This is a genomic window from Vreelandella sp. F11 (assembly GCF_042466685.1).
Classification (GTDB): Bacteria; Pseudomonadota; Gammaproteobacteria; order Pseudomonadales; family Halomonadaceae; genus Vreelandella.
On the sequence record NZ_CP170448.1, the window covers coordinates 3489422 to 3502310 of the forward strand.

Below are 12889 nucleotides of genomic sequence, written 5' to 3' on the forward strand. Positions count from 1 at the left end.
AGCACATGTATAGAAAATTCAACGAATTACGTCACAAAAACCTATCCTCGGCAGGGCTTGCCGCCATGCCAGCACTTTTTGTGCTGCTTTGGAGTACCGGCTTTATCGGCGCTAAATTCGGGCTGCCGTATGCAGAACCCTTTACGTTCCTGTTTATTCGCTTTGTACTCACGCTACTGCTGCTGATTCCACTGGTAGTAGTGATGCGAATACCCTGGCCATCATCACCCAGGTTATGGACACATATCGCAATATCGGGTTTTCTAGTTCATGGGGCCTACTTGGGGGGTGTCTTCTATGGCATTTACCTGGGCATGCCCGCCGGTTTAGCAGCGCTACTGGTCGGGCTTCAGCCGCTCCTGACCGCCGCTTTCGCCGGGCCACTGTTAGGCGAGCAGCTCGCTTGGCGTCAATGGTTAGGGCTAGGACTGGGCCTAATAGGTATCAGTCTAGTGCTGGGTAGTAAGCTTGAGGTGGGCGAGTCGCTGTTTGACGGTTTCGGCATTAGCGCTCTGCTGTGTGTCACCGCAGCCTTGATGGGGATTTCGCTGGGTACTCTCTATCAGAAGAGGTACTGCACCAGTATGCCGCTTCTTTCCGGGGCAGTGATTCAGTACTTGGCGGCGGGCGCGCTGCTCGGGATAGGGGCGCTTTTATTTGAGAGCCGCCAAGTGGAGTGGAGCAGCACCTTTCTCCTCACCTTGGGTTGGCTGGTGTTGATTCTCTCAATTGCCGCTATCCTGTTACTCATGGCCTTGATTAAAAAAGGGGAAGCCTCGCGTGTGGCGAGTCTTTTTTATCTTGTGCCACCGGTTACAGCGCTGCAGGCGTGGTGGCTTTTTGACGAACGTCTTCCCATGCTAGGACTTATGGGGATGTTGGTTGCCATTACTGGGGTGGTGATGGCGATTAGACGATGACGCGCTTATTATAATTAACGCGCTTTTTTATAATTAACGACAGCTGTAGACCAGGGCTTGGATTAAACATGTCAGCACACCATCACTGTGCGAGAGTGAACGGACACTGTAACCGTTGCGACTCTCCGGTACCTTTTGCATTCACGATGGCATTTCAACCGATCGTCAATGTCAGTCAGCGACAAATTATTTACTACGAAGCGTTAGTACGCGGCCCCAACGGTGAGTCCGCTTTTTCAATACTGGAACAGGTAACCGATGAGTTGATGTACCGTTTTGACCAGGCATGTCGCATTAAAGCGATTGAACTCGCCAGCGAACTGGGCATGCGGGAACGGCTCTCTATCAATTTTCTGCCCAATGCCGTTTACGAACCACAGGCGTGCATTCAAGCCACTCTGGAAACAGCCCATCGTGTTGGCTGGCCCACCGAGCGGCTCAATTTCGAAATTATCGAAACCGAGCGGGTCAAAGACCGCATTCATATGCGCACCATTATTGAGAGCTATCGCGAAATGGGCTTTACCACTTCGCTGGATGACTTTGGTAACGGTTACGCCAACCTTGATCTGTTGACCGATCTGCGACCTGATACGCTAAAAATCGATCGTGATCTGGTAATGGAGTGCGATAGCGACAAGCGCCGCCAAGCTATACTACGTAGCCTGGTGGCGCTAGCAAAAACACTGGAGACAAAGCTGATTGCTGAGGGCGTAGAAACCCGTGAGGAGTCGCGCTGTCTGCTGACGCTAGGCATTCCCATGCAACAAGGCTATTACTTCTCCCACCCCAACCTAGAAGCTCTGGCGGAGATCGATGACGCTAAATATGGCTAACGAGGCCAAAAACAGCTATAGATGCTGCAAGTAATCAGCTCCACCTAAGTTACGCATCTGCTGGCGAATCCACTGGCTTCGCCGCTCAACCTGGGCATCGGGGCGTGCGGCGCTGCGCGTCAGCGGGCTGGGCAAAATAGCCGCAAGAAGGCTTGCCTGACGTTCAGTTAACGAATTAGAAGAGACGCCAAAATAGTGCTGAGCAGCAGCTTCCAGCCCAAATACACCGCGATCCCACTCGGCGACGTTGAGATAGACCTCCAAAATACGCTGCTTGCTCCACAGTATTTCTATCAGCAGCGTAAACCATGCTTCTAACCCTTTACGCGTCCAACTACGACCAGTCCATAGAAAAACGTTTTTCGCCGTCTGCTGACTCAAGGTACTGGCACCACGCAGTCGCCCCCCATCTTGGCTGGCCTGCAACGCGCGACGCAGTTCGACAAGGTCAAACCCCTGGTGGTGCGGAAAGCGCTGATCCTCAGCCGCAATCACTGCCAACTTGGCATTAGTAGAGAGCGAATCCCATCCCCGCCACTCGCGCTGTATGCGAATCGGATTGCTGTGAATCCAGCTCTCTATTTTGCGCTCGACCATCACCATCGAACCCGGAGGAGGAACGATCCGGAACAGCAGTACCAGCGCAACTGACAGCAGCACAAACGCCAAAACGCCGCGCCAAACAATCCGCCATAGCAGGCGCATAAAACGACGCAGCGAGCGATTGAGCATCCCGTTATCCTTAACGCTTCATGAGGTGGTCTGCATGATAGCGCAGATGATCCTCAATGAACGAGGCTATAAAGAAGTAACTGTGATCGTAGCCCGGCTGGCGGCGCAGCGTTAACGGGTGATCGTGCTCTTCGCAAACGGCTTCTAAACGCTCGGGCTGAAGCTGCTCCTCCAGAAACTGATCCGCTTCACCTTGGTCGATAAACAGACGTTGGCGTGATGCGCCGTTGGCTACCAGCTCACAAGCATCATACTGGCGCCAGCGAGCCTGATCATCTCCCAGGTAGGCGTTAAACGCCTGCTGCCCCCAAGGACAGTTCATCGGATTGACCACTGGAGAGAAAGCCGACACAGAACGGAAACGCCCAGGGTGACGTAGCGCCAGAATCAACGCCCCGTGCCCCCCCATTGAGTGCCCGCTAATCGATTCACGCCCATTGACCGGGAAGTGCTGACGCACCACGGAAGGCAGCTCCTCAATCACATAGTCATACATGCGATAGTGAGACTTCCAGGGAGACTCGGTGGCATTGACGTAAAAACCGGCCCCAGAGCCTAAATCATAACTTTCATGCTCCCCGGGCAAGTCAGTACCCCGTGGGCTGGTATCAGGGCACACAATCGCCACGCCCAGTTCAGCGGCAATACGGTGAGCGCCCGCTTTCTGCATGAAATTTTCGTCATTACAGGTAAGTCCCGAAAGCCACCAAAGCAGCGGCACGCGCTCGTTTTCAGCCTGGGGTGGCAAGTAAACGGCGAAGATCATGTCGCAATCCAGCGCACGGGAGTAGTGGCGGTAGCGCTTATGCCAGCCACCGAAACTACGGTTGGCAGACACCAGTTCTAAAGTTTCACTCATGCTCATGGGCAGGTTCCTTTAAATGCAGCAAACGCGGCAGGTCTGTCCCACCGCGTTTTAAACGTTCTTACTATACTACTTAATAATGCTAGACCTAGTAGTGCACAGGGTAATTGACTACTTATAAAACCCCCTTATAAGAGATTGCCAGGGTAAGTTGGAGTGAGGGTCTTTTGACAGGGCCGGAAAGTATTCCCGACAATTCCGGCATTCCCGCCATCCATGGCGGTCAGATGTCAAAAGTAGCGCCCATGGATGGGTTCACAGCGCCCTCGCGGAAACTTGCCCTGGCAGGCACCTAATCGTGCTGAGCCTAGTAATGCAGCACGGTACGAATGCTCTTACCCGCATGCAGTAAATCGAAAGCTTCGTTGATTTTCTCGAACGGCATATCGTGGGTAATGAAATCGTCGATATTGATCTCACCATTCATATAACGATCAACGTAGCCCGGCAGTTCGCTGCGGCCTTTTACACCGCCAAAAGCAGAACCTTTCCAGACCCGACCGGTAACCAGTTGGAACGGACGTGTGGAGATCTCTTCGCCTGCACCGGCGACACCGATCACGATCGACTCGCCCCAGCCCTTGTGGCAACACTCCAGCGCCGAACGCATCACGTTGACATTGCCGATGCACTCAAAGGAGTAGTCGACGCCACCATCGGTCAGATCGACGATGACCTGCTGGATGGGGTCTGAGTACTCTTTCGGGTTCACAAAGTCGGTAGCACCAAACTGCTTGGCCAGCTCGAATTTATCCGCATTGACGTCGATGGCAATAATACGCCCCGCCTTGGCCATTACAGCGCCTTGAATAACAGCCAAACCGATAGCTCCAAGACCAAACACAGCCACCGTGGCGCCCGGCTCTACTTTAGCGGTATTCAGCACCGCACCGATACCGGTGGTAACCCCGCAACCCAGCAGGCAGATTTTATCCATGGGCGCTTCTTTGGAAACCACTGCCAGGGAGACTTCAGGTAGCACGGTGTACTCACTGAACGTGGAGGTGCCCATATAGTGATGGAGCATCTTGCCATCGAGTGAGAAACGCGAAGTACCGTCAGGCATTACCCCTTTCCCCTGGGTAGCGCGCACACTGCCACACAGGTTGGTTTTACCCGACAGACAGAACTTACACTTGCCGCACTCCGCAGTGTAGAGCGGAATGACATGATCGCCCGGCTTTAGACTGGTGACACCTTCACCCACTTCTTGCACAACGCCAGCACCTTCATGGCCCAGCACGGCAGGGAAATTACCCTCTGGATCAGCGCCGGAGAGCGTGTAAGCGTCGGTATGGCAGACGCTCGTGGCGGCCATTTTAACCAGCACTTCCCCAGCCTTCGGGCCTTCCACATCAATCTCAACCAGTTCAAGCGGCTTGCCCGCTTCCAGTGCAACAGCTGCGCGTGACTTCATTTTGACTCCTAAATGTACGTTACTTCAGAAAAACTAAGACGTTACTTATCAGTGGTTACCGGGCCGAATTCAATCGGCAACCAGCGATAGCCTTGGTCATCTTTGGTGATATGACCAATACCAGGAAATGGCATATGGGCACCAGCCACCCAGTGTTTATCTTCAACCGCGCTTTCGAGCACTTCTTCTCGAGTGCGAATGGCTTGCTCGGGGTCTGAGTCAAACTCAATGGCAACAGTAGGGTCGGCAAATTGAACGCCGTAACTGTGCACCACATCACCCCATACCAGCATGGCGTCATCATCGCTGTTGAGCATAAAGCTTGAGTGCCCGGCGGTGTGGCCATGGGTATCTTGGGCAACGATTCCCATTAGCACTTCATCACCTGCCGTGAAGGGATTGAAACGACCAGCCTCCTGATAAGGCGCTACCGCCTCTTGGGCCATGGTAAAGAAGGCCTGGGCAGACTCAGGGGCCGCTGCTGCACGCTCCTCATCCAGCCAAAAGTCAGCATCTGCCTGGCTGGCACGCAATTCCGCATTGGGGTAGACCGCTTCGCCATTCTCATCGGCCAAACCGCATACGTGATCAGGATGGAGGTGGGTCATCAGCACCGTATCGACATCATCTGGCGAGTAGCCAGAAGCACGCAGGTTGCTCTCTACCTGGCCCAAAGAGGGGCCAAAGCAGGCGGCAGAACCGGCATCAACTAGCACGAGATTCTCGCCAGTGTGAATAAGAAAAGCGTTTACCGCGGTTTGCATACCACTCTCTGCATCAATGAATAACGCATCCAAGTGGCGGAGAATCTCTTCTTGCTCCATGCCTTTTAGCAAGGAGGTATCAATAGCCGTATGACCATCGTATAGAGCGGTCACCTCATACTCCCCGACCATCATACGAAACCAGCCCGGCGCTTGTTCTTGCTGCTGAGTGGGTAGCTCTGCTTGGGCAGTCACTGCCCAGCCAGCACTCACGGCCACTGCCAAGGCACCACGCGACCATTGAGATAAGGATATAGACATAAGCAAAAGGCTCCATTGTTAAGCTACCGATGGTAGCAGTGTAGGCCAGCTAGGCGCCCTTGATAAACCGGGATACACTCACAAGATTATTGCCACACAGCAACAATCGCTATTGACCCAGGGAGTTAGCATGCAGCACTGGAGCCGTATCGAAGCCTTTGTCGAGGTGGTGCGTTTAGGCACCTTCTCTGCCGCGGCCCGTCACCTGAAGGTATCGACCTCCCATATCAGCCGTCTGGTTAGTCAGCTCGAAAATCAGTTAGGGGTACAACTGCTCTACCGCACCACCCGCCAGATCCGCTTAACCGATGCAGGCACTACCTACGTGGAGAACTGCCGCCATCTATTTGATGGTCTACGGGATGCCGAGCAGGCACTTAGTGAACTTCAGGATAAGCCCAATGGACTGCTTAAACTTACCTCCGCCACCACCTTCGGTGAACGCTTTATCGCCCCCCTCGTTAATGATTTTCAGTGTTTACATCCACAGTTGGACATCCACCTGCATTTCACTAACCGGCCGGTGGAGCTGATTGAGGAGGGCTACGACATTGCCATTCGGATGGGGGTGTTGAAGGATTCCAGCCTTATCGCCAAGCGCCTTTGCGACCGCCGCGAGTATATCGTCGGTTCACAAAGCTACTTTCGCCAAGCGCCACGCCCGCACACGTTGGGCGAGCTTAACCAGCATCGTTGTCTTATCGGTTCACGGCCTAACTGGTTGTTTGAAGTGAACGGTCAGCGTCGCGAGGTGCGCGTAGAAGGTCGCTGGAGCGCCAATTCAGGCCCGGCTTTATTAGATGCCGCACTTAAAGGGCTGGGGCTTGCACAACTGCCCGACTATTATGTTGGCCCCTACTTGGCCAGCGGTGAGCTGGTGGCCGTACTTGAGCCCTTTCGACACCACGATACTGCTGTCTGGGCGGTCTACCCTCGACACCGCCATCTGTCGCCTAAAATACGCCAGTTGGTCGACTACTTGGCCGCCAACATTGACAGCTTATTGCCCAATAACCCGCTGGCTTAACACTTGAAGAGCTAGCACTCGATGGCATTGACAGCGAGCCCGCCCTTGGAGGTCTCTTTGTATTTATCCTGCATATCACGGCCGGTGTCGCGCATGGTACGAATCACTTTATCCAGTGATATAAAGTGCTCGCCATCACCGTGCAGTGCCATTCGTGCCGCGTTGATCGCTTTGACAGAGGCGATCGCATTACGCTCGATGCAGGGCACTTGCACAAGCCCACCCACCGGATCACAGGTCAAACCCAGGTTATGCTCCAAGCCAATCTCGGCGGCGTTCTCCACCTGGCCCGGCGTTCCGCCCAGCACTTCAGCAAGCCCTGCGGCCGCCATGGCACAGGCGGAGCCCACTTCCCCCTGACAGCCTACTTCCGCACCAGAAATAGAGGCGTTCTTTTTGCATAGAATGCCCACTGCCCCCGCGGTAAGCAGAAAATCCACCACATCGGCCTCGCTGGCATCGGGCTCAAACTTCAAGTAGTACGCCAATACAGCAGGCACAATACCCGCCGCGCCATTGGTCGGGGCGGTGACCATGCGCCGCCCGGCAGCGTTCTCTTCATTCACCGCTAGGGCAAAGACATTGACCCAATCCATCACGGTAAAACTCGACACGATCAGGCGCTGATTGGCCGGTGGATTAAGTAGCTGTTGATGCAGCAGTTGCGCGCGGCGGCGCACATTCAAGCCACCGGGCAAATGGCCAGTCGCACGCAGACCATTCTCAATGCTGTCGCTCATGGCGTGCCAAATGGTCATCAGCTCTTCACGAATGGCCGATTCGCTACGCCAGGCTTTTTCATTTTCCAGCATCAACTGGCTAATGCGCAGTTGATGCTGCTGGCATAACCCGAGCAGCTCGGCAGCCGTATTGAAGGGGTAAGTCAGCTCAGTAGCGTCTTCACCCATCTCGCCTTGATCTGCCTTAGCCTGATCGACATAGAAACCGCCCCCGAGGGAGTAAAACGTATTGGTCGCTATCAGCTCATCATCACAATAGGCACTCAGCACCATGGCATTGGGGTGAAACGGCAGGCAGGTCTCATCCCACTCCACGTCAACAGAGTGGTCAAACGTAATCTGTTGCCCATTGGCCAACAACAGGGGTTCACCTTCAGCAAGTTGTTTTAAGCGCGACGCAATCGTATCCGGATCGATATTTTCTGGCGCTTCACCCATTAGCCCCATTATGACGGCTTGATCGGTACCGTGGCCCACCCCGGTGGCGGCAAGTGACCCATGCAGCCTTACCACTATCCGGGTAACGCGAGTATCGCCAAGCGCCAAGGCAAAATCTCGCGCCGCGCGCATTGGCCCAACCGTGTGGGAGCTTGATGGCCCGATACCGATTCGGAAAAGATCAAACACACTAATAGCCATGTCTATTTCGCCTCACAACGCTGTTATTACCTGCCGATGGGACACTTTGCAGCGTCGACGCCCAAACGTCGAGTGATTAACCGCAATATCGACGTGCGAACATATAAGTGTGACGATATAATGAACATTCACCCATGCATGTTTTAATATGCGAATAGCGACGCTGCTTACCCACAAAGGATGTCGGTATGTATTCCCCCCCTCCCTGGCCCATTGGGTTTCAAACCATCTTAGTACGTGCGGTGCTGTACGTACTGTTTATTGGCGCAATTGCCCAAGGCGCCTATTTAGAGGCGCTCTATCTCCCCTCAGTACGCTTTTCTGAGCTGGGCTTTACCGAATTTACCCAAACGCTGGTGCTGGCCACCTGCTGCGCCATGCTGATTTATATTCGTCAGGTACTTAAAGTCTGGCCTACCGTTACACTGCTGCTGCTGGCATTTGTGGCCGCCTCTCTAGTGCGTGAGCAGGATCACTTTTTAGATAACTATGTGGCTCATAACACTTGGAAGGTACTTGTTGCGCTGATTATTCTTCCCACGCTCTTTTGGGTGATTAAACAGCGTCAACGCTTCCTGGAGGAGTTCGCACATTACAGCAACACCTTCGCCTTTGGTCTGTTTACCGCAGGCGTGTTAACCACCTATATATTCTCGCGCCTGTATGGGCGGCAGGAGTTCTGGCAAGCCATTCTTGAAGAGAGCTACTCGGGAACCTTCAAGAGCGTTGCTGAAGAAGTCGTCGAATTGCTCGGTTATAGCCTAATTTTGATCGCTACGTTGGAACTGCTGCTAATGGCTCGGCGCATCTACATAGCCCGCCAAACTTCTCCTTAACGACCCGCTTTACTTGCTTTTTAAAGCCCCGCTAGTGATTAGTGACAAACGCCGTCTTTGCTTGGCAAGACGGCGTTTCATTTTTCAAATCTCGTTATGCAAAAAGCCGTTTGCGACCCGCTGCGCTTCAACGTAGTGTCGCTCGCTATGCTTCATAGCCACATTTTTCACTACAAACCCTTACATTGACGACATAAACCTTATGAATAAAACCAAAGATGATGAAAAAAACCTCCAGCGTGGTTTTTTCACCCGTTTTCTAGATAGCGTTGAGTGGCTAGGTAACTTGCTTCCTCATCCCGTCACACTGTTTGCAATACTTTGCGTATTGGTGGTTATCGCCAGCGGTGTTGCGGCTGCACTGGGGGTTTCCGTAGCCGATCCACGACCCGCCAATGAGGGCGAGTGGATCGCCGTGAACTCTTTACTTAATGCAGAAGGTTTACGCCGATTGGTCACCGAAATGGTCACTAATTTCACTAGCTTCGCACCACTTGGCACCGTGTTGGTGGCTATGCTGGGTGTAGGCGTTGCCGAGCATTCGGGGTTGCTTTCTGCGAGCATGCGCGCCCTGGTACTTAACCGCTCCCCCCGAATTGTTACTTACGCGGTAGTCTTTGCAGGCATCATGTCTAATATGGCTGCAGAGCTTGGTTATGTGGTACTGATTCCACTTGCCGCTATGATATTTCAGTCACTGGGTCGGCACCCCCTTGCGGGCCTAGCTGCTGCGTTCTGTGGCGTCTCTGGGGGGTACAGCGCTAACCTGCTAATCGGCACAGTTGACCCATTACTTTCAGGCATTACCCAGGAAGCGGCCCGGCTGCTTGACCCTGCTTATGTGGTCGGCGCAGAGGCCAATTGGTTCTTTATGTTTGCCAGCACGTTCTTCGTGACGCTGATTGGTGGACTGGTCACCGAGCGCATCGTAGAGCCCAAGCTGGGTAAATTTGATCCTGGTTACGCCGATGACGACATTGACCAACAAAGCATGGGAGGCCTTTCTTCTACGGAAAAGCGCGCCTTAAAAGGCACCGGCTTAGCAGTGCTGGCATTAGTCGCGCTGGTCGCCGTGATGGTAGTGCCTGAGAGTGGAATACTGCGTAACCCTGAAACGGGGTTGATAAGCGGCTCACCATTTTTACGCGGAATCGTTGTGATTGTAGCGGTGTCCTTCACCCTATTAGGCTTTGTCTATGGTCGCCTGGCAGGCACCATGCACAATGACCGCGACGTGGTAAACGCCATGGCTAAAAGTATGAGCAGTCTGGGCCTATACATCGTTCTGGTGTTCTTCGCTGCTCAGTTTGTGGCCCTGTTTAACTGGAGTAACTTTGGTACCGTGACCGCGATTGCTGGTGCGGATCTACTGGAGTCTCTCGGGCTACGCGGCCCCGGCCTGTTTGCTCTGTTTATTATTATGTGTGCATTCGTCAATCTGTCGCTGGGCAGCGCCTCTGCGCAGTGGGCGGTAACGGCTCCCATCTTTGTCCCCATGTTAATGTTAATGGGTTACGCACCAGAGGTGATCCAAGCAGCCTATCGTATCGGTGATTCAGTCACCAATCTGATCACCCCGATGATGAGCTACTTCGGCCTGATCCTTGCTGTAGCAACACGTTACCGGAAAGATATGGGCATCGGCACGCTAGTTGCTCTTATGCTCCCCTACACGCTGTTTATGCTGATTGGGTGGAGTCTACTGTTCTTCATTTGGGTTTTCGTGTTTGGTTTACCTGTTGGCCCTGGCTCCGCCACCTACTACACGCTATAACCCTCTGTATCATTTAAGGCAAAAAAAAGCCCGCCGTTCAAAGAACGGCGGGCTTTTTACTTTCTATCTCCCAATCGCTACTTACGACATTTACTCGTCGAGGAACGAACGCAGCGGCTCGGAGCGGCTTGGGTGACGCAGCTTACGCAGCGCTTTGGCTTCAATCTGACGAATTCGCTCACGCGTCACGTCAAACTGCTTGCCCACCTCTTCCAGCGTATGGTCGGTATTCATATCGATACCGAAGCGCATACGCAGCACCTTCGCTTCGCGGGCGGTCAAGCCGCCTAACACGTTACGCGTTGCTTCGATAAGGCCTTCACCGGTGGCCATGTCGATGGGCAGCAGCATAGTGCCGTCTTCAATAAAGTCGCCCAAATGGGAGTCATCGTCGTCACCAATCGGCGTCTCCATGGAGATCGGCTCTTTGGCGATTTTGAGCACCTTGCGTACTTTATCTTCCGGCATCTCCAAACGCTCGCCAAGCTCTTCCGGCGTCGGCTCACGACCCATTTCCTGCAGCATCTGGCGCGATACGCGATTGAGCTTGTTGATCGTCTCAATCATGTGCACCGGGATACGGATGGTGCGGGCTTGGTCGGCAATCGAGCGGGTAATCGCCTGACGAATCCACCAAGTGGCATATGTTGAGAACTTATAGCCACGGCGGTATTCGAACTTGTCGACCGCTTTCATCAAGCCGATATTGCCTTCTTGGATAAGATCCAAGAACTGCAAACCACGGTTGGTGTACTTCTTGGCGATCGAGATCACCAAGCGCAGGTTAGCCTCAACCATCTCTTTCTTGGCGCGGCGAGCTTTCGCCTCACCAATAGAGAGCTTGCGGTTGACCTCTTTGAGATCGGCAACGGAGAGTTGCACCATGTCCTCTTCGAAGGCGATCTTGCGCTGAGCCCGGGCGATATCGGCGCGCAGCGGCTCAAGGCGGTCAGCGTACTTGCTCTGCGCTGCCTGGAACTCATCCAGCCATGTTTTGCTCGACTCATTACCAGGGAACGACTTGATAAACGTCTTACGCGGCACCTTGGCTTTTTTCACGCACAGCTGCATGACCGCTTTCTCTTGGGCACGCACTTGCTCAACGCTGATACGCACTTGACCCACTAAGCGCTCAAAATGCTTGGGTACCAGCTTGATCGGCGAGAAGAGCACTGCCAAACGAGCTTGTTCCGCTTTGAGCTCGGCACTGCCGCGGCCATACTTGGCAAACGCCGCTTCGACTAAGGCGTTCTGCTCGCGAATCTGCTCGAAACGCGCACGCGCCTCTTCAGGATCCGGGCCGCCTTCGCTGGCCGTGGAGTCGTCGTCTTCATCGTCACCGTCGCCGTCGATATCCTCTTCAAGCTCGGACTCGGGTTCTGGTTCGGGCACCTCTGCTTCGGCAACACCGGGGATACCCTCATCGGGATCGATGAAACCAGAGAACAGATCCGAAAGTCGTCCCGGCGCTTCTTCATCCTGGGTGGCGTCGTAGGCGTCCAAAATAGACGCGACGGCACCCGGCAAATAGGCCAGAGACGACATCACTTCACGGGTACCCTCTTCGATCCGTTTGGCGATTTCAATTTCGCCTTCACGGGTCAGAAGCTCAACCGTGCCCATTTCACGCATATACATGCGCACGGGGTCAGTGGTGCGGCCTACATCGCTTTCCACGGCGGCAAGGGCCGCTACGGCCTCTTCCGCAGCGGACTCGTCCGTGGATTGATCCGACATCATCAAAGTGTCTTCATCTGGCGCTTCTTCAGCGACACTTATACCCATGTCGTTGATCATGCCAATGATGTCTTCCACTTGATCCGGGTCGGCGATATCCTCGGGTAGATGGTCGTTGACCTCGGCATAGGTCAGGTAGCCCTGTTCCTTGCCTCGAGCGATCAACTCCTTCAGACGCGACTGCTGCTGCGCATTTCCAGCCATAGAAACCCTATCTCGACGAAGAAGAATGAAACACCTGGAGCGCTGAATCGATTAAACTCAACAAGCCGTACAGTATAGCGTAAAAAGCAAGAAATTTTCCAGCCCAACGTATTTGCGCGGTAATTCAGGTGTGTTAG

Annotated in this window: 11 protein-coding genes; 5 read left to right on the plus strand and 6 right to left on the minus strand. The window is 53.8% G+C overall.

What is annotated here, in order from left to right:
• The first annotated feature begins 5 nt into the window (after positions 1–5).
• Together ACFIOZ_RS15995 and ACFIOZ_RS16000 are read left to right on the plus strand one after the other, a co-directional pair.
• On the plus strand, positions 6–920 hold the full coding sequence (locus ACFIOZ_RS15995) for a DMT family transporter (RefSeq protein WP_386079611.1): 915 nt from the start codon (positions 6–8) through the stop codon (positions 918–920).
• Positions 921–1066: 146 nt separating this feature from the next.
• The gene (locus ACFIOZ_RS16000) at positions 1067–1756 is read left to right on the plus strand and encodes an EAL domain-containing protein (RefSeq protein ID WP_386079612.1); all 690 of its coding nucleotides are present in this window, start codon (positions 1067–1069) and stop codon (positions 1754–1756) included.
• A 15-nt stretch (positions 1757–1771) separates the two neighbouring features.
• On the opposite strand, the gene mtgA is transcribed toward ACFIOZ_RS16000, so the two are convergent.
• From mtgA to ACFIOZ_RS16020, 4 genes are all read right to left on the minus strand, one after another.
• Entirely contained in the window at positions 1772–2488 is a 717-nt protein-coding gene (gene mtgA / locus ACFIOZ_RS16005) for a monofunctional biosynthetic peptidoglycan transglycosylase (RefSeq protein WP_386079614.1), read from the minus strand.
• 10 nt (positions 2489–2498) lie between these two features.
• Positions 2499–3353 (minus strand): S-formylglutathione hydrolase, encoded by an 855-nt coding sequence (gene fghA, locus ACFIOZ_RS16010; RefSeq protein WP_088698843.1) that lies wholly within the window; start codon positions 3351–3353, stop codon positions 2499–2501.
• 307 nt (positions 3354–3660) lie between these two features.
• On the minus strand, positions 3661–4770 hold the full coding sequence (locus ACFIOZ_RS16015) for an S-(hydroxymethyl)glutathione dehydrogenase/class III alcohol dehydrogenase (RefSeq protein ID WP_008956357.1): 1110 nt from the start codon (positions 4768–4770) through the stop codon (positions 3661–3663).
• A 41-nt stretch (positions 4771–4811) separates the two neighbouring features.
• A complete protein-coding gene (locus tag ACFIOZ_RS16020) occupies positions 4812–5795 on the minus strand; it encodes an MBL fold metallo-hydrolase (protein WP_386079616.1) in 984 nt (327 codons plus the stop codon).
• Positions 5796–5925: 130 nt separating this feature from the next.
• Here ACFIOZ_RS16020 and ACFIOZ_RS16025 point away from each other — a divergent pair, with 130 nt between their 5' ends.
• Positions 5926–6822, plus strand: coding sequence for a LysR family transcriptional regulator (locus ACFIOZ_RS16025; RefSeq protein ID WP_386079618.1), 897 nt, complete (start codon positions 5926–5928; stop codon positions 6820–6822).
• 11 nt (positions 6823–6833) lie between these two features.
• Here ACFIOZ_RS16025 and ACFIOZ_RS16030 read toward each other — a convergent pair whose 3' ends face one another.
• On the minus strand, positions 6834–8201 hold the full coding sequence (locus tag ACFIOZ_RS16030; RefSeq protein WP_386079619.1) for an L-serine ammonia-lyase: 1368 nt from the start codon (positions 8199–8201) through the stop codon (positions 6834–6836).
• Between the two features lie 188 nt (positions 8202–8389).
• On the opposite strand from ACFIOZ_RS16030, the gene ACFIOZ_RS16035 reads away from it, so the two are divergent.
• Positions 8390–9037, plus strand: coding sequence for a hypothetical protein (locus tag ACFIOZ_RS16035; RefSeq protein WP_386079621.1), 648 nt, complete (start codon positions 8390–8392; stop codon positions 9035–9037).
• 202 nt (positions 9038–9239) lie between these two features.
• Positions 9240–10811: an AbgT family transporter gene (locus ACFIOZ_RS16040; protein WP_386079622.1), complete on the plus strand. Its 1572-nt coding sequence runs from the start codon at positions 9240–9242 to the stop codon at positions 10809–10811.
• A 90-nt stretch (positions 10812–10901) separates the two neighbouring features.
• On the opposite strand, the gene rpoD is transcribed toward ACFIOZ_RS16040, so the two are convergent.
• Entirely contained in the window at positions 10902–12752 is a 1851-nt protein-coding gene (gene rpoD / locus ACFIOZ_RS16045) for an RNA polymerase sigma factor RpoD (RefSeq protein ID WP_386079624.1), read from the minus strand.
• Positions 12753–12889: the final 137 nt, after the last annotated feature.